Source organism: Enterobacter sp. 198 (assembly GCF_009025585.1).
In the GTDB taxonomy this organism is placed as follows: domain Bacteria; phylum Pseudomonadota; class Gammaproteobacteria; order Enterobacterales; family Enterobacteriaceae; genus Enterobacter; species Enterobacter ludwigii.
In genome coordinates this window covers 36,526-60,538 of sequence record NZ_WCIM01000034.1, presented here as the reverse complement: position 1 = coordinate 60,538, position 24,013 = coordinate 36,526, and the positions used below count along the sequence as shown (strand labels likewise).

Genomic DNA, 24,013 nt, shown 5'->3' with positions numbered 1-24,013 from the left:
GGCTATGTGCCAGAGCCCGATCGCGAATATCGACATCAGCAAAGAGTACGACGAAAGTCTGGGAACGGATGATGTTCACTATCAGTCGTTCGCCCGCATGGCGGCCTTTTTTGGCCGCGACATGCAGGCTCACCGTCACGACCAGTATTTTCAGATGCACTTTCTGGATACCGGACAGATCGAACTGCAGCTCGACGATCACCGCTACTCGGTGCAGGCTCCGCTATTTGTGCTCACGCCCCCGTCGGTGCCGCACGCGTTTATTACCGAATCCGACAGCGACGGGCACGTTCTGACGGTGCGCGAGGATCTGATCTGGCCGCTGCTGGAAGTGCTCTACCCCGGCATGCGGGAAGCCTTTGGCCTGCCGGGGATCTGCCTGTCGCTGGCCGATAAGCCGGACGAACTGGCGGCACTGAAGCACTACTGGCCGCTGATTGCCCGGGAATCTACGGAACAACTGCCCGGGCGCGAACACATGCTGGTTCTGTTAGCCCAGGCGGTGTTCACCCTGCTGCTGCGCAACGCGAAGCTCGACGATCACGCCGCCAGCGGCATGCGCGGCGAGCTGAAACTGTTCCAGCGCTTTACCCAGCTGATTGATGTCCATTTTCATGAGCACTGGACGGTACCGGAATATGCCAGCGAACTGCACCTGACCGAATCGCGTCTGACCGATATCTGCCGACGCTTCGCCAACCGCCCGCCGAAGCGGCTGATTTTTGACCGTCAGCTGCGTGAAGCGAGGCGGATGCTGCTCTTCTCCGACAGCGCGGTCAGCGAAATCGCCTGGCAGCTGGGGTTTAAAGACCCGGCCTATTTTGCCCGGTTTTTTAATCGGTTAGTGGGGTGTTCGCCGAGTGCGTATCGGGCGCAAAAAGTACCGGTGTCGTCTGTTACCCCACCCCAGCCCTGACCCTCTCCCGGGTTCAGGGTGAGGGAAATCACACTCTGCGATCATATGCGAAAAGTACCAGCCGTTGTCCCAATCGTCCCTTCACGTTCACCCCCGCTCAGGCTTCAATTAAACAACAAAAACAAAACATAAATTTAACATCACTATTCCGATACGAGGTCCCTATGAAGCCTGAAGATTTCCGCGCTGATGCCAAACGTCCGTTAACCGGTGAAGAGTATTTAAAAAGCCTGCAGGATGGCCGCGAGATTTATATCTACGGCGAGCGCGTCAAAGACGTGACCACTCATCCGGCGTTTCGCAATGCGGCAGCCTCCATCGCGCAGATGTACGATGCGCTGCACAAGCCAGACATGCAGGACACGCTGTGCTGGGGCACCGATACCGGCAGCGGCGGCTACACCCATAAGTTTTTCCGCGTGGCGAAAAGCGCCGACGACCTGCGTCAGCAGCGTGACGCCATCGCCGAGTGGTCGCGCCTGAGCTACGGCTGGATGGGCCGCACCCCGGACTACAAGGCGGCGTTTGGCTGCGCGCTCGGTGCCAATCCGGCGTTCTACGGCCAGTTCGAACAGAACGCCCGCAACTGGTACACCCGTATTCAGGAAACCGGGCTTTACTTCAACCACGCCATCGTTAACCCCCCCATCGACCGTCACAAACCGGCGGACGAAGTAAAAGACGTCTACATCAAGCTGGAAAAAGAGACCGACGCCGGGATCATCGTTAGCGGCGCAAAAGTGGTGGCAACCAACTCGGCGCTGACTCACTACAACATGATCGGTTTTGGCTCCGCGCAGGTGATGGGCGAAAACCCGGACTTCGCGCTGATGTTCGTTGCGCCAATGGACGCCGAAGGCGTGAAGCTGATCTCTCGCGCCTCTTACGAAATGGTGGCAGGTGCGACCGGCTCTCCATACGACTACCCGCTCTCCAGCCGTTTTGACGAAAACGACGCGATCCTGGTGATGGATCATGTGTTGATCCCCTGGGAAAACGTGCTGATCTACCGCGATTTCGATCGCTGCCGTCGCTGGACCATGGAAGGCGGTTTTGCCCGTATGTACCCGCTGCAGGCCTGCGTACGTCTGGCGGTGAAGCTCGATTTCATTACCGCGCTGCTGAAGAAATCGCTGGAGTGTACCGGCACCCTGGAGTTCCGCGGCGTGCAGGCGGATCTCGGGGAAGTGGTGGCCTGGCGCAACATGTTCTGGGCGCTGAGCGACTCCATGTGTTCTGAAGCCACGCCGTGGGTGAATGGCGCGTACCTGCCGGATCACGCGGCGCTGCAGACCTACCGCGTCATGGCCCCGATGGCCTATGCGAAGATCAAGAACATCATCGAGCGTAACGTCACGAGCGGCCTGATCTATCTGCCGTCCAGCGCGCGAGACCTGAACAATCCGCAGATCGACCAGTATCTGGCGAAATACGTGCGCGGCTCCAACGGCATGGATCACGTGGAACGCATTAAGATTTTGAAACTGATGTGGGATGCCATCGGCAGCGAGTTTGGTGGTCGTCACGAGCTGTATGAGATCAACTACTCCGGCAGCCAGGACGAAATCCGTCTGCAGTGTCTGCGTCAGGCACAGAGCTCTGGCAACATGGACAAAATGATGGCAATGGTCGACCGCTGCATGTCCGAGTACGACCAGCATGGCTGGACGGTGCCGCACCTGCACAATAATTCCGATATCAACATGCTGGATAAGCTGCTGAAATAACGCAGCGGGAGGTTTCAATGCATACAGAACAACGCCTGCGTTTTCGCGATGCGATGGCCAGCCTGTCGGCGGCGGTTAACGTTGTCACCACCGAGGGCGATGCAGGACGCTGCGGCATTACCGCCACCGCCGTCTGTTCGGTCACGGATACCCCGCCATCGCTGATGGTCTGCATCAATGCCAACAGCGCCATGAACCCGGTTTTCCAGGGTAACGGTAAGCTGTGCGTCAACGTGCTGAACCATGAGCAGGAGATCATGGCCCGCCACTTCGCCGGGATGACCGGCATGGCAATGGACGATCGCTTTGCCCTCTCCTGCTGGCAGAAAGGTCCGCAGGGGCAACCGGTGCTGAAGGGCGCGCTGGCAAGCCTTGAAGGCGAGATTAGCCAGGTGCAAACCATCGGCACCCATTTGGTTTATCTCGTTGAAATTAAAAACATCATTCTGAGCGAAGCGGGACACGGCCTGATCTATTTTAAACGCCGTTTCCACCCCGTCATGATGGAGGCTGAAGCCGCAGTGTAACCCCCTCCTGCGCTGGCCGTTTCCCGGCCAGCGCCAATTTCCACAAAAATTCCTAAGGTTTCCGCTTAATCACGCCGTTATATAGCCATAAGAGAAATTTTCTGTGTCTGAATACTGACAATACATGTCAGTGCTACCCGCATCATTCAGCGCATACCCTAATATACAGGAAGACCTTATGGCTAAATCGACGCGGAGCCGCTCGGCTGAACGTCTGGTCGATATTCTGGTTGAGTTACATTTAAATGGTGTGGTAAACCGCAGTGCGCTCATGGAAAAATTTAAAATTACCGAGCGCACTGTCTACCGGGATTTAAATGCGCTTTCACCTATTGTGGAACATACCGGTAACGGACTGTATCGTCTGATCCACTCCGCACAATCTCCCGGTGGACAAGGATTACATCACACGATTGCTAACTTCCTGAATGCCGATAGCTTTTTCCCGGAAAGAAATACGGAATTCTGGCAGAAACTTGAAACACGCGTTGACGAAAATCATATTCTTATTCTTGGCAACGACGCAGAGCACACGGTAGAACGTGATATTCGTCGCTATTTATCGAAAATCGAGAAATCGATTAAGAATCGTAATGTATGCCAGATCGTTTATAAGGGTAAAACCCGCCTGATTAATCCCTATAAACTCATTAACAATAAAAATATATGGTATTTACAAGCCACCGAGAATAGCCGGCTAAAATCCTTCTCGTTGAGTCAGATTAGCTGGTTTGATATTCAACAAAAGACCTTCACGCCGGAAGAAAATGCGCTCGGGCTGCTGGAAAAAAGCCGCGATCCGTGGGTGTCGGAAGACACTTTCGAAGTGAAAATATTCATTAAAGATACTATTTCACATTACTTTATGCGCCGCGACCTGCTGCCAGAACAAGAGCTTGTCGGTGAGCACCACAACGGCGTCACGCTGCGCTGTCAGGCGGCACACGAGAACCAGATCCTGCCGCTGCTGTTCTACTGGCTGCCGAATATTCAAATTCTGGAGCCCAACTGGCTAAAAGAGAAGCTGCTTAAAACGCTGGAAAATTATCTGGCGGTAGAGCGCACAGCAGATAACCACGTGATCTCAATCACATAATTTCTCCCGGCGGCGGCGAGACGGAACCACTCGCCGCCCTCTTTGACCGCTCACCTGGCCCTTTCAACCGCTCATTCATTTACCTGTCTTTACACGCGCGTGGTTCTGGCACGATCGCTCCAGCATTAATCAATACCTCCTCATAACGAACCCTGACCCTTTTTCATTACATAAAAAACCAGGTCTTACTATGGATACGAAAAAACTACTGAAGCACGTGCCCTGGGCGTTACTCGGGATCCTCGGCGCTTTTTGTCTGGCGGTTGTCGCACTACGCCGGGGCGAACACGTAAGCGCCCTGTGGATCGTCGTTGCGTCTGTCTCCGTCTATCTTGTTGCTTATCGCTACTACAGCTTATACATCGCGCAGAAGGTCATGAAACTCGACCCGACGCGTGCCACTCCGGCGGTCATTAATAATGACGGCCTCAACTACGTGCCCACCAACCGCTACGTGTTGTTTGGTCACCACTTTGCCGCTATCGCCGGTGCGGGTCCGCTGGTCGGCCCGGTTCTGGCCGCGCAGATGGGCTACCTGCCTGGTACCCTGTGGCTGCTCGCGGGCGTAGTGCTGGCCGGGGCGGTGCAGGACTTTATGGTGCTGTTTATCTCTTCTCGCCGTAACGGCGCCTCTCTGGGTGAGATGGTCAAAGAGGAGATGGGCCGCGTGCCGGGGACCATCGCGCTGTTCGGCTGCTTCCTGATTATGATCATCATCCTCGCGGTGCTGGCGTTAATCGTGGTGAAAGCGCTGGCCGAAAGTCCGTGGGGGGTCTTCACCGTCTGCTCTACCGTGCCGATTGCGCTATTCATGGGTATCTACATGCGCTTTATCCGTCCGGGTCGCGTGGGTGAAGTGTCGGTGATTGGTATTGTGCTGCTGGTTGCATCCATCTACTTCGGTGGCGTGATTGCGCACGACCCGTACTGGGGCCCGGCGCTGACCTTCAAGGACACCACCATCACCTTCGCGCTGATTGGGTATGCGTTTGTCTCCGCTCTGCTGCCGGTCTGGCTGATCCTGGCACCGCGTGACTACCTGGCGACCTTCCTGAAAATCGGCGTTATCGTCGGTCTGGCGATCGGCATCCTGGTGATTAACCCGGATCTGAAAATGCCGGCAGTGACCCAGTACATCGACGGTACCGGTCCTCTGTGGAAAGGTGCGCTGTTCCCGTTCCTGTTTATCACCATCGCCTGCGGTGCGGTCTCTGGCTTCCACGCCCTGATTGCTTCCGGTACCACACCGAAGCTGCTGGCTAACGAAAAAGACGCGCGTCTGATTGGCTACGGCGCAATGCTGATGGAGTCTTTCGTGGCGATCATGGCGCTGGTTGCCGCGTCCATCATCGAACCGGGTCTCTACTTCGCGATGAACACCCCTCCGGCAGGCCTGGGCATTACCATGCCAAACCTGCATGAGATGGGCGGTGATAACGCGGCGCTGATCATGGCGCAGCTGAAAGATGCGAGCGCACATGCTGCCGCAACCGTCAGCTCCTGGGGCTTCGTGATTTCGCCTGAGCAGATCATGCAGACTGCGAAAGACATTGGCGAACCGTCAGTCCTGAACCGCGCCGGTGGCGCACCGACGCTGGCAGTGGGTATCGCACACGTGTTCCACAAAGTGCTGCCGTGGGCGGACATGGGCTTCTGGTACCACTTCGGTATTCTCTTTGAAGCGCTGTTCATCCTCACCGCGCTGGACGCCGGTACCCGTGCGGGACGCTTTATGCTGCAAGACCTGCTGGGTAACTTCGTGCCGTTCCTGAAGAAAACCGACTCTCTGGTGGCGGGTATTCTGGGAACCGCGGGCTGCGTGGGTCTGTGGGGTTACCTGCTGTATCAGGGCGTTGTCGACCCGCTGGGTGGCGTGAAGAGCCTGTGGCCGCTGTTCGGTATCTCTAACCAGATGCTGGCCGCTGTCGCCCTGGTTCTTGGCACCGTTGTACTGGTGAAGATGAAACGCACCAAATACATCTGGGTCACCGTGATCCCTGCGCTGTGGCTGCTGCTCTGCACCACCTGGGCGCTTGGTCTGAAACTGTTCAGCGCCAACCCGCAGCTGGAAGGCTTCTTCTTCATGGCTAACCAGTACAAAGAGAAAATTGCCGCAGGCGGCGCGGACCTCACTGCCCAGCAGATTGCCAACATGAACCACATCGTGGTGAACAACTACACCAACGCAGGTTTGAGCATTCTGTTCCTGGTGGTGGTGTACAGCATCATCTTCTACGGCATCAAAACCTGGCTGAACGTGCGTAACGCCGAGGGTCGTACGGATAAAGAAACCCCGTATGTCCCGGTACCGGAAGGCGGCGTGAAGACCTCTTCACACCACTAATCCGCCCTCGCATCCCTCTCCCTGCGGGAGAGGGTTAGGGTGAAGGGAAACAACGCCCGGCAGCCCCTGCCGGGCTTTTTCTATCTGGAAGGCACAATGTTTGGTAACTTAGGCGAAGCGAAAAAATACCTCGGTCAGGCGGCGAAAATGCTGATTGGCATTCCGGACTATGACAACTACGTTGAGCATATGAAGACCAACCATCCGGATAAACCGTACATGACCTATACCGAATTCTTCCGCGAGCGTCAGGAAGCGCGCTACGGCGGGAGTGGAGAAGGCGGCGTACGCTGCTGCTAAAGGAGAGACCATGACCCCGATTGCCGTCACCCTGCTGACCGGTTTCCTTGGCGCCGGTAAGACCACCCTGCTGCGCCACATTCTGAACGCGCAGCACGGCTTCAAAATCGCCGTGATCGAAAACGAATTCGGCGAAGTCTCGGTCGACGATCAGCTGATTGGCGATCGCGCCACGCAGATCAAAACCCTGACTAACGGCTGCATCTGCTGCACCCGCTCGAATGAATTAGAAGACGCCCTGCTGGATCTGCTCGACAGCCGCGATCGCGGTGAAATCGATTTTGACCGCCTGGTGATTGAATGCACCGGTATGGCTGACCCCGGCCCGATTATTCAGACCTTTTTCGCCCATGAGATCCTCTGCCAGCGCTACCTGCTGGATGGCGTCATTGCGCTGGTCGACGCGGTTCATGCCGACGAACAGATGAACCAGTTCACCCTCGCCCAGTCGCAGGTGGGCTACGCCGATCGCATCCTGCTGACCAAAACCGACGTGGCGGGCGACAGCGAAAAACTGCGCGAGCGCCTGACGCGTATCAACTCGCGGGCGCCGATTTACATCGCGACACACGGTGATATCGACCTCTCGCAGCTGTTCAACACCAACGGCTTTATGCTGGAAGAGCATGTCACCTCAACGCCGCGCTTCCACTTTATGGCAGATAAACAAAACGACGTCTCGTCGATTGTGGTCGAGCTGGATTACCCGGTGGACATCAGCGACGTCTCCCGCGTCATGGAAAACCTGCTGCTCTCTTTTGCCGACAGGCTGCTGCGCTACAAAGGGATGCTGTGGATTGATGGCGAACCGAACCGCCTGCTGTTCCAGGGCGTACAGCGGCTGTACAGCGCGGACTGGGACAGACCGTGGGGAGATGAAACGCCGCGAAGCGTCATGGTGTTTATTGGGCTACAGCTGCCGGAAGACGAGATCCGGACAGCGTTTGCAGCACTGCGCAAATAATCGTACGAACGCAGCCCTCTCCGCAGTTGAGGAGAGGGCTGTGAGATTATTTCAGCGCCTCGGGCAGCGTCACAATCCACAGTTCGCTTTCTGACGCCGGCTTCGCCAGCGGCTTCACGGCGAGGGTGGTCGCAACCGGTTTATCATCAATCGTGAGCGCGCCTTGCGAATTCACCCGATAGTCCTTGAGCTTCTTGCCCTCGACCGGATTTTCCATCGCCACCTTCACGCCAAAGTCGTTATCGTTCGCGACCGCCAGCGTTTTGTTGTCAATCAGCGCTAACCCTTCGGCCTTTTCCTGCTGCCAGCCAAGCGCGCGCAAATCCACGACCTGGGTTTTAGCCGCCAGCGTAATGCCGCGCTGGGCCAGCGTCTTCTCGTCATCAAACTCCGGGTATTCGCCCGGCTTATCGAAGCGTGTCAGATCGCTCGCCTTGCTGAGGTCCACCTTGTAGATGAGGTTGCGCATGCCATCGTTTTTATCGCTGCCCTGCTCAATCAGCAGCAGCTGCTGGTTATCAAGCGCCACAATATCGCCAATTTTGGCGTCACTGTTTTTGCTGTAGGCCGCGCTGTCGATGGGATAACCGTACATCGCGGTTTTCCCGGTCGCCGGGTCGAAGCTCACCAGGCGGGTAAACAGCGCCTGTTTTTTGCTTTTGCCGTCGATATCCAGCGTGCTTTGCACCGCGGCAATGATACGCCCGTCCGGCATACGGGTCAGTCCTTCAAAGCCCCGGTTTGGTTGACGCCATTTAATAATATTCGGCAAGCCGCCCGCGATGGATTTCTCGCCTTCCGCCGCCTGCGGACCGTGAATCGCCAGGATCTTGCCTTTGCTGTCGACGTTAATCAGGAACGGACCGTACTCGTCGCACAGCCAGTAACCGCCTTTACCGTCCGGCGTGATACCTTCCGTATCCAGCCCGCGATTGTCGCCCTTCAGCACCTTTAACGTGTCACTGAACGCCACTTCATTGGTCGAGCCAATCACGCCGCTTTGCAGCGGCAGACCGTTGATCTCGCCTTTATCGTCATGCAGAGGGCGCGCATCGACGGCCTCCGCTTTGCCATTTTGTACGCGAATCGTCATCAGCAGCGGAGCGAAATCGGGCGTGACAAAGATTTTGGCTTCGTCTTTCCCCACTTTCGGCGAATCCGCATTCGGACCGCGATCGGTCACGGTCGCAAACGTCAGGGTATCGCCCTGTTTACCGGTAAACAGCAGGCCAGAGCCGATCCCGACCGGGAGCCCCTTCGGGAACGCACCGGCAAACGCGCCGCTGTAGCTCACGCGCGTGCCTTCGGGGAAGCTGACAACATAGTGTTCAGCCGTAGGCTGCGCCGCCAGGCCAGAGAAAGAGAGCGCACAACCGATAAGCACAGGAATAATTTTTCTTTTCATATTGTTAGTATCCAGAAAGTGAAGCCAACAACGTAAAGAACAAACGTGTCAGGAAAATGACACCGCAGAGATACGCGGGCAGGCAATTGCAGGCGCATGAATCGCCAGAAATGTAAAACTAAACCACAAAGTGTAAAACTTGAAATGTTTCTGGAAATTATTAGAAAGCCAATTAATTCATCTCAAACGGTTATCCTCTGTCTCGTTCAGTGTCTATTTAGTCAAAAAACTAAACCTGTCTTAAACGTCCAGGTAATACATATTGACCCGGCGATAACTAAACATGAAAGCAACATTTCAAAAGCCAGCCATTAACAAAAACAGCATAAAAACACGACTTTAATCACATTTGCAGTCATAAACATCGCTTGTTAAGGTGGCCTCAGATGAAATTAATGACGAGGCATAAAACATGAAAAAACTGAATGTTCTTCTTCTTTCTGCTCTGACCGTCCTGTCGGGTTCCGCACTGGCTATGGGCGGCACGATTGAGCAAGGTAAAAACTTTACTAACCTTAATCTGGAAATGGGTAAATCCTCATCCGGTGTGTACCTTGAAAGCAACTGGCTCAAAAACACCGACGACGGCACGCAAACAGGTGGCGTTGGCGCCGGTTACAACCTGGAAGTGGGCCCGGTAATGCTGAATGCCGGCGCTAAAGCAATCTACCTTGGCCCGAAAAAAGGCGATAACGGCGTGGCATTCCCCATCGGTGGCGGTATTAACGTTGCGCTGACGGACAGCATCCACGTGTTTGGCGAAGGGTATGCCGCACCAGAAGGTCTGAACAACAGCGTGAAAAACTACGTGGAAGCCAACGGCGGTGTGAGCTGGACGCCAATCACGCCTGTGACGCTGAAAGTGGGTTATCGTCACGTAAGCGTTGACGGCAAAGACGGTCGTCCTGGCCACACGCTGATCGACGGCGCATATGTAGGCGGTGGAGTCACCTTCTGATGAAACACCGCATTACCGCGCTTTGCGTTCTGAGCATCACGCTTCTGCTCACCGGTTGCGTCCAGTATAAATGGGTGAAACCGGGAGTCAGTGACGCTGAGATGAATAAAAAGCTCACGGAATGCGAAGCACAGGCCCTGATTGATCTGCCCCCGGACAATGTTGTGACCGGTTCGAGCTCGGAAAAAATGGACAAATCGAAAAAGAAAAAGGATATTTCCACGAGCTACACGGTTGAAGACGCGAATGAATATCGCCGGGATACCTTAGTCGACAGCTGCATGTTCAAAAGCGGCTGGGACAAGATTGAAGTGCAATAACCCCAAAAAAAACCTGCCGAATGGCAGGTTTTTTATTCGCGGAGTTACTTACGCACCACCACCAGCTTCTGGTTCACAAACTCTTTGATCCCCAGGTCCGACAGTTCGCGTCCGTAACCGGATCGCTTCACGCCGCCAAACGGCAGCTCTGGCGCGGTATCGGTGAGCCAGTTGATATACACCATCCCGGTCTCAATACGCGACGCCATTTTCTTCGCCCGCTCGATATCCTTGCTGAACACCGCGCCGCCCAGACCATAGTGGGAATCGTTCGCCAGTGCGACCGCTTCGTCATCATTTTTCACCACATAGATCTGCGCCACCGGGCCGAAGAACTCCTCAAAGTAGGCCGGGTTGTCGCGCGAGATATGCGTCAGGATCGTCGGCTCAAAGAAGCACCCGTCACGCTGCACCGGTTTGCCACCGTAATGCAGTGTCGCGCCGTTTTTCACCGCCTCGTTGACCTGTGTGGTCAACGTGTCCAGCGCATCCTGAGAGGACAGCGGCCCCAGGGTGGTGCTCTCGTCCAGCGGATCGCCAATCTTCACCTGCTTAAATGCCTCGGTGAATTTCGCGAGGAAGGCATCCGCAATCTTCTCATGCACGATGAAACGCTTCGCCGCCGTACAGACCTGGCCGGCGTTATTGAGTCGGGCATTCACGCCCGTCTTCACGGCCTTCTCCAGATCGGCATCATCCAGCACCACAAAGACGTCATTACCGCCCAGCTCCAGGGTCGATTTTTTGATGTGCTTCGCCGCCTGCGCCGCGACCACGCTACCCGCTTTTTCGGAACCGGTCAGCGCGGCACCCTGTACACGATCGTCGGCGATGATGTTCGCCACCTGATCCGACGAAATAAACAGGTTGGTCCATGCCCCTTCCGGTGCACCGGCCTCACGCACCAGATGTGCAAACGTCTCTGCACAGTGCGGCACGATGCTGGCGTGTTTGGCGATCACCGGGTTACCGGCCGCCAGGTTCGGGGCGAGGACACGCATCAGCTGGTAATAAGGGAAGTTCCACGGCTCAACGGCCATCAGCACGCCAATAGGGTGGTGCTCGACCCACGCTTCCCCGAGTTCGGAGTCGTACTTCACCGGGGCGAGGAACCGTTGGGCATTATCCGCGTAGTAGCGGGCGATTTGCGCGCACAGTTTCACTTCACCGCGACTCTGCTCAATGAGCTTACCCATCTCCTTGCTGGCAATTCTGGCCAGATCCTCCGTACGTTCGTCGATGAGGTCCGCAAGTTTACGCAGTACCGGCAGGCGCTGGTTAATGTCGCCTTTTGCCCAGTCCGAATGGTAAAGCGCATCGGCCGCCTTCAGCGCCGCTTCAACATCCGCGTCGGTATGGGAGGGATATTCTTTGATGAGCTGGTTTGTGGCAGGATTTACTGTCTGGTAAGCCATGTCGAATCTCCTTGTTTTACCGCTTAGGGTATTAAGGGTAGACAATATGACTGGCGATGGACGTAAAGTTGGGTATATCCGGAAGGTTCTTAGCGTGGTACTGCAACATGTCGCGCGGGCATGGTATAAAAAACGTTCCTGACAGGAGTCCCCCATGACCGAGACCCGACACATCCGCCAGACCTTTCATCGCGCCTGCGGCCACGAGCTGCGCAGCACCTGGCAGAGCACCCAGGCGTATAAACGTCATTGTCACCCACAGCTCTCTATTGGCGCGATCCTGGAAGGCCAGACGTGCTGCACAGTCCATGACAGGGAGTATATCCTGACCCCTGGCGACATCATCGTCATCCCGGCGCATGCTCCCCACAGCTGCAACCCGGTGGCGGGACAGCCACGCAGCTACCACATGCTGTATATCGACACTGACCTTTCGCTGGCACTGCAGGTCATTCGCGACCAAACGCTGTTTAATCACTATCTTGGAGTGGTTGAGAACATGACCGCGGCCTCCCTGAACGCACTGCTTTGCGCCCTTCCCCCCTCTACAGGCCGCACAGATAAGCCCCATTCACTGAGTCAGCAGGTGCAAGAGGCGTTTCTGTCGAACCTCACCGCTCCGCCTTCCCTTGACGACCTTGCCCGGCGATTTTCACTGCGCAAAGAGACGTTAATCCGCACCTTTAAACAGGACACCGGCCTGACGCCAGGACGCTTTCTCAGCATCTCTCGCGTGGAATACGCCAAAGCGCGACTGCGTGCGGGAGATGATCTCGCCGATGTCGGTTACCAGAGCGGGTTTGCCGACCAGAGCCATTTCCATAAAACCTTCGTCAGCTACACGGCCGCCACGCCTCGCCAGTACGCGACGGGCCGATCAATATCAGACAATAATCAGGATACGTAACGCCGTAAGGTGATCTCCGTTTTTGCTCTGGAGGTCACGATGGAACTGTTCTTCCCTTCCGCTTTTCTCGCCCTGGCGCTGGCGCATTTTGTAGCCCTGTTAAGCCCCGGTCCGGATTTCTTTTTGCTGGTCGGTTACGCCGCACGTTACCGGCTGCGCGGCAGTGCCGGGTTGTGCCTCGGTATCGCCGCGGGTAACGCGCTCTATATTGTGCTGGTGATTATCGGCTGGAGCGCCCTGCGCACGTTTTCGTGGCTGTTCACCCTTATCGAATTATCCGGCGCGCTCTACCTGCTCTGGATTGGATCGCGGCTGGCGCGCAGCCGCCCACAGACGCTTGCGCTCAATGAGACTCATCAGCGGTGCCCCTCATTGCGTAAGCAAATCCTGCTGGGGCTCGGTTCGGCACTGTTAAACCCGAAGAATGCACTTTTTTATCTGGCGCTCATGACGGCGCTGTTAGGGCCAGATGTCACGCTGCTTCAGCAGTCAACCTGCGGTGTCTGGATGGTAATGGTGGTGCTGGTCTGGGATTTAGCCCTGGTGTCGCTGATGGGCTTGCCCGTGGTTCAGCGGACGCTCAGCCGTGCACTCTGGCTGATTGAGCGAACCGCTGGCGTGGTGCTGATGGCGTTTGGTGGGTGGGTCGTGTGGCGTTTTTTGCATTTTCTTCCCGCCTCCCTCTATTCTTAAGCCATGGAAAAAATAGCTGAACTTAAACGCGCCAAGTTGCTGGCGCTGTCGCTGCTGCTGATTGCCGCCGCGGCGTTTATCACCACCCTGTTCCTGCCGCAAACCTTCTGGGTGCGCGGCGTAAAGGCCATTGCCGAGGCGGCGATGGTCGGCGCGCTGGCGGACTGGTTTGCCGTCGTCGCGCTGTTTCGCCGGGTGCCCATTCCGTTTATCTCACGCCATACGGCGATCATTCCGCGCAACAAAGACCGCATTGGCGACAATCTGGGTCAGTTCGTGCAGGAAAAGTTTCTCGATACCCAGTCGCTGGTGGCATTGATCCGCCGCTATGAACCGGCACAGATGATTGGCACCTGGTTCAGCCAGCCCGACAACGCCCGGCGCGTCGGGCTGCATCTGATTCAGGTAATGAGCGGTTTTCTTGAACTGACCGACGACGGACGCATTCAGCGGCTGCTCAAACGGGCGGTGCACAAGGCCATCGACAAGGTCGACTTCACCGAAACCAGCGCGGTGATGCTGGAGAGCATGACCCGGAACAATCGCCATCAGGTGCTGCTGGACGCCATCATCAACCGCCTGATCGCGCTTATCCAGCGTGACAGCACGCGGGACTTTATCGCCGACCAGATTGTGCACTGGCTGAAGACCGAGCATCCGCGCAAGGCCATGGTGCTGCCTACCGAGTGGCTCGGCGATCAGAGTGCGGAGATGGTGTCGAATGCGGTGAATACGCTGCTGGATGATATCAGCCACGACCGCACGCACCAGATCCGTCAGGCGTTTGACCGCGCCACGCTGAAGTTTATCGACAACCTGAAAAACGATCCGGAAATGGCCGCCAAAGCCGATAACATCAAGCACTACCTGAAGAACGACGAGGCGTTTAACCGTTATCTGGGCGAGATGTGGGCCGACCTGCGTCAGTGGCTGAAAGCGGATATGCAAAGCGAGGACTCGCGCGTCAGGCAGCGCATCGCCAACGCCGGTCTGTGGTTTGGTGAAACGCTGTCGAACGATGCCAGCCTGCAGGCATCGCTGAACGAGCATCTGGAGCAGGCGGCGCACCGCGTAGCACCGGATTTTGCCGCGTTCCTCACGCGGCATATCAGCGACACGGTCAAGAGCTGGGATGCCAAAGACATGTCGCGCCAGATTGAGCTTAACATCGGCAAAGACCTGCAGTTCATCCGTGTGAACGGCACGCTGGTGGGTGGGACGATTGGCCTGATCCTGTTTTTACTCTCGCAATTGCCTGCCGTGCTCGCGCATTAATTCGCCTCAGGCGGCGCGATCACATAGCGCGTAGGGGCAAAGCGATTGAGGATCATATGCACCAGGAAGACCATTGTCAGGGTCGCCACCAGCGCAAAGGTCACCGAGGTAATGCGATAGAGATCGCTGAACACCAGGTCGCTGTCCGGGTGCATGTTCTGCCCGAACATAATGCCGATGGTGGTGATGCTGGAAAACCCGACCCCGGCGCCGACCTTCTCCATCACGTGCAGCCGCGCGCCAAATGCCAGCCCAAGGCCGATAAGCGGCATCATCAGCAGCATATGGCTGCTGTGATCGTAAAGGATAAGCTGGACGACCAGAATGTAGAGGCAGCCCAGCACCACGCCGACCACGCGCCAGAGGGAACTCATCACCGCGCCGCGATAGTGCATGGGAAACAGAATCAATACCCCGGCCATCAGCGCGGAAAGTGAGTCGCTCAGGTCGCTTATCTGGAAGATGACGAAAATCAGGGTGGCAACGGTCCCGGAAAGCAGCGACTCGTGGCGCACACGGGCGTCATCTTTTTCAATCAGCGGCGGCGGCTTGCGCGGCTCCACGTCCGGCAGCAGGTAATTCATCAGCGCGCTCAGGCACACCGCCATAACGCTCGCTTCGATATTGGAAAACAGCAACGTATGCCAGTCGGTGGTGGGATAGCTCATAAAGTTGAGCATCACGCTCTGGCAGACCACGCCCATCGAACCAAACAGAAACAGCGGTCCCTTACTCATAAAGCGAAAACGCATGACGTACAGGGCGAACACGACTACCGTCATGATCACCGGCCATTGCGACAGATAGCCGATGATAATGACCATTTCAACGCAGTTAAGCGAGGCGCTAAAGATAAATTGCTTCGCCACGTGGCGGTTAAAGACCGGTACCAGTGACAGCAGCATGATGGGGTAGACCACGAAAAACACGCCGTAGTGAGTGTTGTAAAAACTCGAAATGCTCAGCGCAATCATGCCGGCAAAGACGATGCGCAGGGTCTGGCGAAAGTCGTTTGCCGTATAGACGATGTTGCCGTGCGGGGTAAACACCCGCGCCAGAGTGTTAATAGACATAGTGCAGCAGGCTCACCAGGTGGATCTGCATCCCGGAGAAGAAGCGCGCAAACGGCCCTTCGCTGTTATAGAGCTGCACGGTGGCACGCGCACCGGTCGGAAGTTGCTTCGGCAGCGCCTCGTCCAGCGCCACGTGGATACGCATACGCTGGGCATCACGAACCCACCGGTTGGAGGTTTCTGGCTCGGACAGCTCACCGTTCACCGCTTCCTGTCCGGCGAGGATCCCCGCATCGCTGCTGGTCACATGCGCACGGAAGACGAGTCCCGGGAAGGCGTCAAACACCACGGCGGCATCGGTTCCCTGATGGGTATGGCGCAGGCTCTTCTCGCGAAAGTCGGCCACGATATCGGCCTGATTATTCACCAGCGCCAGCGCGGCTGAGCCGGAGGAGGCGTAATAGCCGGGGCTGAGCTGCAGGTTACTGACCGTGCCGTCCGCCTGGGCGTAAACCTTCGTCCAGCCAAGATTCAGTTCCGCTTCATCCAGCGCGTTGCGGTATTTCTGCAGGGTGACGTTGCGGTGTTCTTCCCGCTCACCGCGCTGAATGCGCAGGTTACGGATGTTCGCCTGCAGCGAACTGACGGACTGCTCGCTGCTCTGCCAGGTGGTCCGGACTTTATCCAGATCCGCCTGCGACACGTTCTGCAGCGTGCTGAGTTTCTGATAACGATCGTAGGTCACCTTGTCGTTACGCGCGGTCAGCACGGCGGTTTTCAGGCTGGCCTGTGCGGCCGCGATCTGCGCATCCAGCTGTTCGTTAGAAAGTCGCGCCTGCTCCAGCGCGATTTGCGCTGCTTCCACTTTATTGCGAAACGGCGTGTCATCCAGTTCAAACAGCAGGTCGCCTCGCTTCACCTGGCTGTTGTTGTGTACATGGACAGCCGCCACGTAGCCGGAAACGCGCGGAGAAACCGGTGTCACCACGCGCATGACGGTGGAGTCCGGCGTCAGCGGGATCCAGATGTCCGCGACGACAAAGTAGACAAACATCAGCAGGAAAGAGGCAATACTTACCCTTACCCAGCGGGCAAACTTTTGTTCAGGAGTCATTATTTTTCGGTCTTGTTATCTTCTTCGCGGATTTTCCGCAAATTGCAGGCGATTTGATTCAACGTGGCGCTGAAAATATCGAGATTCTCCGGCGCGATGTTTTGCGATACGCGCGCCTGAAATGTCTCGATCACCCGGGAGAGCGTCCTGAGTACGGCGTTCCCCTCCGGCGTCAGCGTGAGTAGCCGGATACGCTTGTCATAAGGCGATACGGTGCGTAACAGGTAACCCTGTTTTTCCAGCTGTGTCAGCGTGCGCATCAGCGGCGGCAGTTCAATACCCTGCACCTCCGCCAGTTCACTCACCGAGACGTTATCCCCAAGCTGTTGAAGCTGCATCATCACCGTCCAGCTCGACTGGGTTAACCCGGTCTCGAGAATGGCGTCGTCAATCACGGCGCGCCACTGACGCACGATCATGGCCATCCGCATCCCCATCGGTCTGCGGCTAAACAGTTCTTCTTCACGCATGGGATATCCTCTCGTAACACGCGGTCAAGATAATAGTTACCAGGGTAAGTATCAAGAAACGAGAGACAAAAGAGCAGGAATTGCGAAAGACGAATGCCCTCTCCCGGTGGGAAAGGGCATCAGACCGCCGAGAGTTTAGCGGCTAAAACGTTTTTTAATGGCAACGTTTCCTGACGCGGTGACCACCACGTCCCGAAATCCCGCCACCCGCTGGATCCAGCCGTTGCTGTCCAGATACGCGAGAAGCGCCGCGCCCGCCTCGCCCCCCAGATGAAACCGCCGCTCGCTCCAGTCAAGACAGGCACAGCAGGCCTTACGGCGCGGATTGGCGCTTAATGAAATACCGAGCGTCAGGAACTGTTCGCGTCCATACACGGTCAGGGCTGATCCGTCCGTCTCCAGCCAGCCCTGCGCCTGCATAAAATCGTAGATTTGAACGGCCACCGTCCCTGCCAGATGGTCGTAACAGGTGCGGGCTTCACGCAGGGCTTTCGGGGCGGTGGTTTCCGGCGGAGTGATGCGGCTCCACGACAGCCCCATCATCTGCTCGACCAGTTCCGCCACATCGTGTCCTGCCAGGCGGTAATAGCGATGCCGCCCCTGTGACAGACAGGTAATCAGCTTTCCGTCCAGCAGACGGGTCAGGTGCCCGCTGGCAGTGGAGGGGGCGACATCCGCCGCCGCGCTCAGCTCGGTGGCGGTCCATGCCCGGCCATCCATCAGCGCACAGAGCATTTTCACACGCGACGGATCCGCCACGGCGGCGGCCACTGCCGCCATGGCCTGTTCCAGCAGCGCGCTGTTGTCAGGGGGTAAACGAGTCTTAAGCATGGACTGCCCATGGTCTGGTGATCTCTGCCGCCAGCTTATCATTATCCGTCAGCAGAATGAGGTGATTCGCATGGTCGCTGTACTGGGTCAGTACAGACACACCGTGAGCCGCTAACGCCGCGGCAATCTCGCCCAGCTCACCGGGGCGCGCCTGCTGCAGTTTTCTGATCAGCGGTTTACGGACTGACCGGACGTTAAACCCGCCCTCAAGCAGCATGCGACGGGCTTTTTCGCCCTCTTCCACCAGGAAATGGGCTTCGGTACCAAACACGCCACCGCCCTCCAGCCCCACACCATTGCGCCCCAGCAGCTGGCCGAATCGCGCCAGTTCCCCTGGCGTAGCGTCGAAAATCACATGAACGTCATACATCCGCACGCCCTCCGGTTTCTGAGGCGTATTCCCGCACCACCTGCGCCACCCGGATGCGGTAGTACGTAAAGATAGCCTCCCGCCCCTCCCTCTGCGCCGCCTGATGAAAGACGTTCTGCTTCCAGCGGCGGACCGATTCTTCATCCCGCCACCAGGAGAGGGAGAGAATTTTGCCGTCGGTGGTCAAGCTCTGAAAACGCTCGATATCAATAAACCCGTCGATATCCGCCAGCAGGGGCTTGAGTTCGGCTGCGAGCTGCAGGTAACGCGCCTGATGGGCAGGCGCGGCCTGGGCTTCGAAAAGGACTGCAATCATGGTTGTCTCTCCGTTGTGAGGGTGCGGAGAGCATGCAGGAAAGAAAATGCGGATGCTTCGGTGAAGGGCGAAGTATTGTCGCCCTCTTTTCGGGAGGGCGACAAACGGTTATCCCAGAATCGACTTCGGCTCCATAAACGCGCGGATCCCCCACTCGCCCATCTCACGCCCCACGCCGGAGTGCCTGAACCCGCCAAACGGCGCTTTAGGCTCATGGGCCAGCGTGTTCACCAGCACGCGGCCCGCGACAATCTGCTGCGCCACGCGACGCGCACGTTCGACATCCCTGCCCAGCACCATCGCACTCAGGCCATACTCGGTGTCGTTGGCAATGGCGACGGCTTCGGCCTCGTCCTGATAAGGGATCACACACAGTACCGGGCCGAAGATCTCTTCCCGGGCAATCGCCATCTGATTTGTGACGTCAGCAAACAGCGTCGGGCGCACAAACCAGCCGTCCTGCGTGCCTTCCGGACGCCCTTCGCCCCCCACCAGCAGGTTTGCCCCCTCGTCGAGACCTTTACGGATATAGCCCTGCACCCGCAGCCACTGTTTTTCACTGACCATCGGGCCAATTTCTGTCGCGTTATCCCGCGGATCGCCGGATTTCACGGCCGCGACGGCCTGCGCCAGGGCAGTTTCGATTTCCGCCTTACGCGACTGCGGTACCAGAATGCGCGTTCCGGCCACGCACGCCTGCCCGCTGTTCATAAACCCGGCCTGCACCACCAGCGGGATAGCCTGCGCCAAATCGACATCATCGAGCAGGATCGTCGGCGATTTACCGCCTAACTCCAGCGTCACCCGCTTAACACTCTCCGCCGCGTTGCGCAGTATCGCTTTGCCGGTAACGGTCGAACCGGTAAACGAAATTTTCGCCACGTCCGGATGGCGGCTGATGGTCTCACCGACCGTATCGCCCCGTCCGGTGACAATGTTAAACACGCCCGGCGGTAACCCGGCATCGCGCAGCGCCTCGGTGACAATGCGGGTTTGCAGCGCGCTCATCTCGCTCGGTTTAATCACCGCCGTGCAGCCCGCCGCGAGCGCAGCCGCCAGTTTGCCGCAGATAAACCCCGCGTCGCTGTTCCACGGGGTAATAAGCCCGGCGACACCAAGCGGCGTCATCTGCACCGTTGCCGCCCCCGCCGTGGTCACAAACTCAAAGGCTTCCAGCGCCTCGATGGCCTGGGCAATGACATCTGCCGGGTAGCGGGCCATCCACGCCGAGCGCGAGGCTGGCGCGCCGTACTCTTCAATCACCGCGTCCAGCAGCGCATCATGACGGGCGGCCACGGCGGCATGCATGCGTTTCAGCGCGGCAATGCGTTCCTGTCGGGGGGTTTGCGACCATGCCGGAAATGCCGCTTTCGCGGCCGCGATGGCATGCTCAGCGTCTACCTCATCGGCCAGGCGAACCTGGCCAATCACCCGCGCCGTCGCCGGATTGTATAAATCAAAACGTTCGGTGCCGTGCGGGGTAACAAATTCGCCGTTGATAAAGATCTGTTCGATGTTGTGCATATAAACCTCCTCAGGCTGTATGGACACAGTCTGGCACGGCTTCTCCGTTGCGATAATCCACGCTATGCTGCAAGGGTTGTTTCGATTTTCAGGATAATCTATGCATCGTTCGGGTCTGACAGAGCTGGAAGTGGTCATGGCGGTGGTGCGGCGCGGCAGTTTTCGCGGGGCGGCACAGGAGCTGGGCATGTCCGCTACGGCGGTAAGTAACGCTATCGCCGGGCTGGAGAGCCGTTTGGAGACGCGCCTGTTTAACCGCACGACCCGCAGCGTGGCGCTTACCGACGCCGGGCAGCGCTATGTGGCGCGTATCGGCCCGGCACTGCAGGCGATACGCCAGGCCAGCGAAGAGATCCACAGCGATACCGGCGAACCTGCCGGCACCCTGCGCTTAAACGTACCGAACCATATCGGTGCGCTCTTTCTGGATCAATTGCTGATCGACTTTATGATCCGCTACCCGAAAATGCGCGTCGAGACGCTAAGCGAAGCACGAATGATTGACATCGTCGCAGAAGGTTACGACGCCGGGATCCGTCTTGAAGAATCCGTGCCGCAGGACATGATCGCCGTGCCGCTGACCGGTGAGATCCGCCAGCTTGTCACCGCCACGCCGGATTACTTTGCCCGCCACGGCACGCCGCACTCGCCGGAGGATCTGCTCTTACATCAGGGGATCGGTATGCGCATGGCGCACGGTGGGATCTACCGCTGGGAGCTGGCGCGTCGCGGGGAACAGTACGCCCTGGCGGTACCGCCGCGCTTTGCCACGTCCGATCTCTTCGCCTCGATCCGGGCCGTGAAGGCGGGATTAGGGATAGGGTTTTTACCGGAACTGTATATCCGGGAAGAGCTTGAAAGCGGGGAACTGGTGAGCGTGTTAAACGACTGGACGCAGCCGTTTGCCGGGCTGCGTTTGTACTATCCGGGGCATCGCCACGTCCCGCCAGGGCTACGGGCGCTGGTGGCGATGATCCGTGAGCGCGGGGTTATTCGAGGTTAGCTTTATTCAGCCCGTAAGCCGCGTCCAGCGAGCCCGGCGCCATGCGGGACGTGATCCCCAGACGGTTCCAGGCGTTGATCGCCACAATGGCAAAGTTCAGCTCTGAAATCTCCACGTCCGAGAAGTGCTCCGCCACGCTGCGGTAGAGCGCATCGCTCACGCCATGCACGCTAATTTGCGTCAGCGCTTCGGCGAAGGCCAGCGCCGCTTTCTCACGGGCGCTGAACAGCGGGGACTCGCGCCATGCCGCGAGGTGGTACAGACGCAGCTCGCGCTCTCCGGCGATTTTGGCCTCTTTCGAGTGCATATCCAGGCAGAAGGTACAGCCGTTCAGCTGTGAGACACGAATGTCGATCAGGTGCTTCAGCGCCGGGTCGAGAGAGGTTTTCGCCACTTCCATGCTCAGGTTGGACAGCGCGTTGGCGAGGGCTGGTGTGATCTTATGGTGGTTTACGCGGGTGCTCATTGTCTTTCCTCTTTTTTGTGCGGCATATGTCATGCGATGAGGACAATCTACGCGGATAATGACATAGTAAAAAGATACAAAAACCGTCAAACGAGGTAGGACATGAAGCCGGGCTATCACGCTATTTATACCCGCTATCGCGACAACATCACGCGTGGCGTGCTAAAGCCTGGCGACAAAGTCCCCGCCATTCGCGTGCTGGCGGAAGAGCTGAAGGTGGCGCGCAAAACCGTTGAAACCGCCTACGCCATCCTGACGGGCGAAGGGTATCTGGTAAGCCAGGGGGCACGCGGCACGCGGGTCAATCCGGACCTGTTACTGCCTGCACAGCACGCCCCTGCGGAGCAGACCACCGGCACGCTTCCGGCCTCGCTGATCGGCCAGCGCGAACGGGCAGGTTTTCTGCGCCCCGGCATTCCCTCCCTCGACAGCTTTCCCTATAAAAAATGGCTGCTGCTTTCAGGCCTGGCGACGCGCGCCATGCGCCAGGAAGAGATGCTGAATCCGCCCGTGCTGGGCTGGTATCCGCTGCGCCAGGCGATTGCCAGCTACCTTAATATTTCACGCGGGCTCGCCTGCACTGCCGAGCAGGTGCTGATCACCAGCGGCTACAGCGGTAGCCTGCGCCTGATCCTCGATACGCTGGCCAGCCGCAGCGACAAGGTGGTGTTTGAAGATCCGGGCTACTTTATGGGCCAGCAGTTGCTCAAGCGGATCGTGCCGCGCCTGCACACCGTGCCGGTCGATCGCGCCGGGATCGATACGGAATACCTGCTGCGCCACCATCGCGATGCCCGCTTCGCCATTGTCACCCCGTCGCACCAGAGCCCGCTGGCGGTCACCCTCTCTCTGCCGCGTAAACAACAGCTTCTCGACTGGGCGAGTCAGAACGAGGCCTGGATTATTGAGGATGACTACGACGGGGAATTTCACTACACCCGCAAGGTGCTGCCGTCGCTAAAAAGCCTCGACCGGCACGACCGGGTCATTTTTATGGGCACCTTCAGCAAAACCATTATGCCGTCGCTGCGCATGGGCTACGTGGTGATGCCCGCCAGCACCCTCGGGGCGTTTACCGACTGCGCGGACATCGTTACCAGCGGCCAGCCGGTGCTGACGCAAAAGATCCTCACCGCCTTTCTCAACGAAGGCCATTTTTTCCGGCATCTTAAGAAGATGCGGGCCCTGTATCAGACCCGGCGGGAGTGGATGATTAAGGCTTTACAGGAGGTGTATGGCGACCTGTTTTTCACCGAGCAAAACGACGGTGGGATGCACATCGTGGCATTCCTTTCGAAGGGGAGTTGTGACCGGGAAATCGCGCACTGCTGGCAAGCGCAGCAGCTACAGGTTAACGCGCTCTCGGAGTGGTATCGCGGCTCCGGCAAGCGGTACGGCCTGGTGATGGGCTATAACAACGTGCGCACGTATCAGGAGGCGGTGGCACTACTTGAAAGGCCAAAACAAGAAACGCTGGAATTACTACTCTGAAATCAGATAGCTATCCACGCTATAAAAGAACGTGATAAAGATACAATCTTGAGCCTTTTTTATATTTCTAAGGAAAAGAAAATGAAAGCCATTCTGGGATTTGACTACTTATTAACGCCACGCGTGCTGGTCTTCTTCTACTGGATCGTCATGCTGGTGATTTTGATTGCCGGCGTGTATTCCATGTTTACCGATCATCTGATCACCGGATTTATCGGGATGATTTTCAGCCTGATCGGCTGTCGCGTGACGTTCGAACTGATCATGGTTGCGTTTAAGAATAACGAATATCTGCGCCGCATCGCTGAAAACACCGCGGTGAAATCACTCGAATAATCTCTCCGTTGCGCCGGGTAGGGGTTTCTCCTTACCCGGCCAGCGCCGACCCTGCCCGCTTACACATCATAGCGCGACAACCCGACATCCTTAAGCTGCTCGTCACTCATCTTGCTCAGGATGCGACGTGTGCGGTGAATACGGTACCAATTGCGTAGCGTTTTGCCGATCCAGACAAAAACAACAAACGGACGTTTTGAACGGTTCTCGTAAAATTCCATGATGCTCTCCT

Annotated in this window: 26 protein-coding genes; 15 read left to right on the top strand and 11 right to left on the bottom strand. The window is 57.3% G+C overall.

Features of this window, described 5'->3' with window-relative positions:
• Positions 1-4 precede the first annotated feature (4 nt).
• The 7 genes from hpaA to yjiA all read left to right on the top strand — a co-directional run bounded on the left by hpaA (position 5) and on the right by yjiA (position 7,874).
• A complete protein-coding gene (gene hpaA / locus F8561_RS22835) occupies positions 5-916 on the top strand; it encodes a 4-hydroxyphenylacetate catabolism regulatory protein HpaA (protein WP_151888001.1) in 912 nt (303 codons plus the stop codon).
• 164 nt (positions 917-1,080) lie between these two features.
• Complete coding sequence (gene hpaB / locus F8561_RS22830) at positions 1,081-2,643, top strand: 4-hydroxyphenylacetate 3-monooxygenase, oxygenase component (RefSeq protein ID WP_014168483.1); 1,563 nt, start codon at positions 1,081-1,083, stop codon at positions 2,641-2,643.
• A gap of 17 nt (positions 2,644-2,660) precedes the next feature.
• Entirely contained in the window at positions 2,661-3,170 is a 510-nt protein-coding gene (locus F8561_RS22825; RefSeq protein WP_020885312.1) for a 4-hydroxyphenylacetate 3-monooxygenase reductase subunit, read from the top strand.
• A gap of 178 nt (positions 3,171-3,348) precedes the next feature.
• On the top strand, positions 3,349-4,266 hold the full coding sequence (locus tag F8561_RS22820) for a helix-turn-helix transcriptional regulator (RefSeq protein WP_151888000.1): 918 nt from the start codon (positions 3,349-3,351) through the stop codon (positions 4,264-4,266).
• A gap of 190 nt (positions 4,267-4,456) precedes the next feature.
• The gene (locus F8561_RS22815) at positions 4,457-6,610 is read left to right on the top strand and encodes a carbon starvation CstA family protein (protein WP_020885314.1); all 2,154 of its coding nucleotides are present in this window, start codon (positions 4,457-4,459) and stop codon (positions 6,608-6,610) included.
• A 96-nt stretch (positions 6,611-6,706) separates the two neighbouring features.
• Positions 6,707-6,910 carry a YbdD/YjiX family protein gene (locus tag F8561_RS22810; RefSeq protein ID WP_003856610.1) on the top strand — a complete coding sequence of 68 codons (204 nt, stop codon included), beginning with the start codon at positions 6,707-6,709 and terminating at the stop codon, positions 6,908-6,910.
• Between the two features lie 10 nt (positions 6,911-6,920).
• Positions 6,921-7,874 carry a GTPase gene (gene yjiA / locus F8561_RS22805; RefSeq protein ID WP_020885316.1) on the top strand — a complete coding sequence of 318 codons (954 nt, stop codon included), beginning with the start codon at positions 6,921-6,923 and terminating at the stop codon, positions 7,872-7,874.
• Between the two features lie 46 nt (positions 7,875-7,920).
• On the opposite strand, the gene F8561_RS22800 is transcribed toward yjiA, so the two are convergent.
• A complete protein-coding gene (locus F8561_RS22800; protein ID WP_078774310.1) occupies positions 7,921-9,279 on the bottom strand; it encodes an esterase-like activity of phytase family protein in 1,359 nt (452 codons plus the stop codon).
• Positions 9,280-9,691: 412 nt separating this feature from the next.
• Here F8561_RS22800 and F8561_RS22795 point away from each other — a divergent pair, with 412 nt between their 5' ends.
• Together F8561_RS22795 and F8561_RS22790 are read left to right on the top strand one after the other, a co-directional pair.
• Positions 9,692-10,237, top strand: coding sequence for a YfaZ family outer membrane protein (locus F8561_RS22795; RefSeq protein WP_014168475.1), 546 nt, complete (start codon positions 9,692-9,694; stop codon positions 10,235-10,237).
• Positions 10,237-10,557, top strand: a complete 321-nt coding sequence (locus F8561_RS22790; RefSeq protein WP_020885318.1) for a hypothetical protein — start codon at positions 10,237-10,239, stop codon at positions 10,555-10,557. The genes F8561_RS22795 and F8561_RS22790 overlap by 1 nt, the downstream gene beginning before the upstream one ends.
• Before the next feature lie 44 nt (positions 10,558-10,601).
• On the opposite strand, the gene F8561_RS22785 is transcribed toward F8561_RS22790, so the two are convergent.
• Positions 10,602-11,972 carry an NAD-dependent succinate-semialdehyde dehydrogenase gene (locus F8561_RS22785; RefSeq protein WP_151887999.1) on the bottom strand — a complete coding sequence of 457 codons (1,371 nt, stop codon included), beginning with the start codon at positions 11,970-11,972 and terminating at the stop codon, positions 10,602-10,604.
• A gap of 154 nt (positions 11,973-12,126) precedes the next feature.
• Here F8561_RS22785 and F8561_RS22780 point away from each other — a divergent pair, with 154 nt between their 5' ends.
• Genes F8561_RS22780 through F8561_RS22770 form a run of 3 tightly spaced genes read left to right on the top strand, consistent with a single transcriptional unit; the run spans position 12,127 to position 14,847 of the window.
• Positions 12,127-12,879 (top strand): AraC family transcriptional regulator, encoded by a 753-nt coding sequence (locus F8561_RS22780; protein WP_032681723.1) that lies wholly within the window; start codon positions 12,127-12,129, stop codon positions 12,877-12,879.
• Between the two features lie 39 nt (positions 12,880-12,918).
• Positions 12,919-13,572 (top strand): LysE family translocator, encoded by a 654-nt coding sequence (locus F8561_RS22775; protein ID WP_086533214.1) that lies wholly within the window; start codon positions 12,919-12,921, stop codon positions 13,570-13,572.
• A gap of 3 nt (positions 13,573-13,575) precedes the next feature.
• Positions 13,576-14,847, top strand: coding sequence for a DUF445 domain-containing protein (locus F8561_RS22770; RefSeq protein ID WP_014168469.1), 1,272 nt, complete (start codon positions 13,576-13,578; stop codon positions 14,845-14,847).
• Here F8561_RS22770 and F8561_RS22765 read toward each other — a convergent pair.
• The 7 genes from F8561_RS22765 to F8561_RS22735 form a co-directional block, all read right to left on the bottom strand.
• Entirely contained in the window at positions 14,844-15,920 is a 1,077-nt protein-coding gene (locus F8561_RS22765; protein ID WP_032681728.1) for a DUF2955 domain-containing protein, read from the bottom strand. The two genes, F8561_RS22770 and F8561_RS22765, sit on opposite strands and share 4 nt — an antisense overlap.
• Positions 15,910-16,977 carry an HlyD family secretion protein gene (locus tag F8561_RS22760; RefSeq protein WP_151887998.1) on the bottom strand — a complete coding sequence of 356 codons (1,068 nt, stop codon included), beginning with the start codon at positions 16,975-16,977 and terminating at the stop codon, positions 15,910-15,912. Before F8561_RS22760 ends, F8561_RS22765 begins: the two co-directional genes overlap by 11 nt.
• Positions 16,974-17,444, bottom strand: coding sequence for a MarR family winged helix-turn-helix transcriptional regulator (locus F8561_RS22755; RefSeq protein WP_151887997.1), 471 nt, complete (start codon positions 17,442-17,444; stop codon positions 16,974-16,976). The genes F8561_RS22760 and F8561_RS22755 overlap by 4 nt, the downstream gene beginning before the upstream one ends.
• A gap of 135 nt (positions 17,445-17,579) precedes the next feature.
• Entirely contained in the window at positions 17,580-18,275 is a 696-nt protein-coding gene (locus tag F8561_RS22750; RefSeq protein WP_151887996.1) for an ArsR/SmtB family transcription factor, read from the bottom strand.
• Positions 18,268-18,645 (bottom strand): amino acid-binding protein, encoded by a 378-nt coding sequence (locus tag F8561_RS22745; protein ID WP_134179311.1) that lies wholly within the window; start codon positions 18,643-18,645, stop codon positions 18,268-18,270. The genes F8561_RS22750 and F8561_RS22745 overlap by 8 nt, the downstream gene beginning before the upstream one ends.
• Positions 18,638-18,961 carry an antibiotic biosynthesis monooxygenase family protein gene (locus F8561_RS22740; RefSeq protein WP_068795244.1) on the bottom strand — a complete coding sequence of 108 codons (324 nt, stop codon included), beginning with the start codon at positions 18,959-18,961 and terminating at the stop codon, positions 18,638-18,640. The genes F8561_RS22745 and F8561_RS22740 overlap by 8 nt, the downstream gene beginning before the upstream one ends.
• A gap of 108 nt (positions 18,962-19,069) precedes the next feature.
• Positions 19,070-20,485 (bottom strand): aldehyde dehydrogenase family protein, encoded by a 1,416-nt coding sequence (locus tag F8561_RS22735; protein WP_151887995.1) that lies wholly within the window; start codon positions 20,483-20,485, stop codon positions 19,070-19,072.
• 100 nt (positions 20,486-20,585) lie between these two features.
• Here F8561_RS22735 and F8561_RS22730 point away from each other — a divergent pair, with 100 nt between their 5' ends.
• Positions 20,586-21,488, top strand: coding sequence for a LysR family transcriptional regulator (locus tag F8561_RS22730; protein ID WP_047356931.1), 903 nt, complete (start codon positions 20,586-20,588; stop codon positions 21,486-21,488).
• Here F8561_RS22730 and F8561_RS22725 read toward each other — a convergent pair.
• Positions 21,475-21,954, bottom strand: a complete 480-nt coding sequence (locus tag F8561_RS22725; protein WP_032679560.1) for a carboxymuconolactone decarboxylase family protein — start codon at positions 21,952-21,954, stop codon at positions 21,475-21,477. The two genes, F8561_RS22730 and F8561_RS22725, sit on opposite strands and share 14 nt — an antisense overlap.
• Before the next feature lie 102 nt (positions 21,955-22,056).
• On the opposite strand from F8561_RS22725, the gene F8561_RS22720 reads away from it, so the two are divergent.
• Positions 22,057-23,445: a PLP-dependent aminotransferase family protein gene (locus F8561_RS22720; RefSeq protein ID WP_151887994.1), complete on the top strand. Its 1,389-nt coding sequence runs from the start codon at positions 22,057-22,059 to the stop codon at positions 23,443-23,445.
• Positions 23,446-23,526: 81 nt separating this feature from the next.
• On the top strand, positions 23,527-23,781 hold the full coding sequence (locus F8561_RS22715) for a DUF4282 domain-containing protein (RefSeq protein WP_059306415.1): 255 nt from the start codon (positions 23,527-23,529) through the stop codon (positions 23,779-23,781).
• A 59-nt stretch (positions 23,782-23,840) separates the two neighbouring features.
• On the opposite strand, the gene F8561_RS22710 is transcribed toward F8561_RS22715, so the two are convergent.
• Positions 23,841-24,002: a DUF1127 domain-containing protein gene (locus F8561_RS22710; RefSeq protein ID WP_032681737.1), complete on the bottom strand. Its 162-nt coding sequence runs from the start codon at positions 24,000-24,002 to the stop codon at positions 23,841-23,843.
• Positions 24,003-24,013: the final 11 nt, after the last annotated feature.

What these genes read in the sequence shown, in the direction of transcription:
- F8561_RS22795 (WP_014168475.1), top strand. Translation starts at nt 9,692, where the DNA reads ATGAAAAAACTGAATGTTCTTCTTCTTTCTGCTCTGACCGTCCTGTCG.
- F8561_RS22725 (WP_032679560.1), bottom strand. Translation starts at nt 21,954, where the DNA reads ATGAGCACCCGCGTAAACCACCATAAGATCACACCAGCCCTCGCCAAC.
- F8561_RS22800 (WP_078774310.1), bottom strand. Translation starts at nt 9,279, where the DNA reads ATGAAAAGAAAAATTATTCCTGTGCTTATCGGTTGTGCGCTCTCTTTC.
- F8561_RS22810 (WP_003856610.1), top strand. Translation starts at nt 6,707, where the DNA reads ATGTTTGGTAACTTAGGCGAAGCGAAAAAATACCTCGGTCAGGCGGCG.
- yjiA (WP_020885316.1), top strand. Translation starts at nt 6,921, where the DNA reads ATGACCCCGATTGCCGTCACCCTGCTGACCGGTTTCCTTGGCGCCGGT.
- hpaA (WP_151888001.1), top strand. Translation starts at nt 5, where the DNA reads ATGTGCCAGAGCCCGATCGCGAATATCGACATCAGCAAAGAGTACGAC.
- F8561_RS22735 (WP_151887995.1), bottom strand. Translation starts at nt 20,485, where the DNA reads ATGCACAACATCGAACAGATCTTTATCAACGGCGAATTTGTTACCCCG.
- F8561_RS22765 (WP_032681728.1), bottom strand. Translation starts at nt 15,920, where the DNA reads ATGTCTATTAACACTCTGGCGCGGGTGTTTACCCCGCACGGCAACATC.
- F8561_RS22750 (WP_151887996.1), bottom strand. Translation starts at nt 18,275, where the DNA reads ATGCTTAAGACTCGTTTACCCCCTGACAACAGCGCGCTGCTGGAACAG.
- F8561_RS22715 (WP_059306415.1), top strand. Translation starts at nt 23,527, where the DNA reads ATGAAAGCCATTCTGGGATTTGACTACTTATTAACGCCACGCGTGCTG.
- F8561_RS22790 (WP_020885318.1), top strand. Translation starts at nt 10,237, where the DNA reads ATGAAACACCGCATTACCGCGCTTTGCGTTCTGAGCATCACGCTTCTG.
- F8561_RS22710 (WP_032681737.1), bottom strand. Translation starts at nt 24,002, where the DNA reads ATGGAATTTTACGAGAACCGTTCAAAACGTCCGTTTGTTGTTTTTGTC.
- F8561_RS22780 (WP_032681723.1), top strand. Translation starts at nt 12,127, where the DNA reads ATGACCGAGACCCGACACATCCGCCAGACCTTTCATCGCGCCTGCGGC.
- F8561_RS22770 (WP_014168469.1), top strand. Translation starts at nt 13,576, where the DNA reads ATGGAAAAAATAGCTGAACTTAAACGCGCCAAGTTGCTGGCGCTGTCG.
- hpaB (WP_014168483.1), top strand. Translation starts at nt 1,081, where the DNA reads ATGAAGCCTGAAGATTTCCGCGCTGATGCCAAACGTCCGTTAACCGGT.
- F8561_RS22775 (WP_086533214.1), top strand. Translation starts at nt 12,919, where the DNA reads ATGGAACTGTTCTTCCCTTCCGCTTTTCTCGCCCTGGCGCTGGCGCAT.
- F8561_RS22785 (WP_151887999.1), bottom strand. Translation starts at nt 11,972, where the DNA reads ATGGCTTACCAGACAGTAAATCCTGCCACAAACCAGCTCATCAAAGAA.
- F8561_RS22745 (WP_134179311.1), bottom strand. Translation starts at nt 18,645, where the DNA reads ATGTATGACGTTCATGTGATTTTCGACGCTACGCCAGGGGAACTGGCG.
- F8561_RS22815 (WP_020885314.1), top strand. Translation starts at nt 4,457, where the DNA reads ATGGATACGAAAAAACTACTGAAGCACGTGCCCTGGGCGTTACTCGGG.
- F8561_RS22730 (WP_047356931.1), top strand. Translation starts at nt 20,586, where the DNA reads ATGCATCGTTCGGGTCTGACAGAGCTGGAAGTGGTCATGGCGGTGGTG.
- F8561_RS22825 (WP_020885312.1), top strand. Translation starts at nt 2,661, where the DNA reads ATGCATACAGAACAACGCCTGCGTTTTCGCGATGCGATGGCCAGCCTG.
- F8561_RS22720 (WP_151887994.1), top strand. Translation starts at nt 22,057, where the DNA reads ATGAAGCCGGGCTATCACGCTATTTATACCCGCTATCGCGACAACATC.
- F8561_RS22820 (WP_151888000.1), top strand. Translation starts at nt 3,349, where the DNA reads ATGGCTAAATCGACGCGGAGCCGCTCGGCTGAACGTCTGGTCGATATT.
- F8561_RS22755 (WP_151887997.1), bottom strand. Translation starts at nt 17,444, where the DNA reads ATGCGTGAAGAAGAACTGTTTAGCCGCAGACCGATGGGGATGCGGATG.
- F8561_RS22740 (WP_068795244.1), bottom strand. Translation starts at nt 18,961, where the DNA reads ATGATTGCAGTCCTTTTCGAAGCCCAGGCCGCGCCTGCCCATCAGGCG.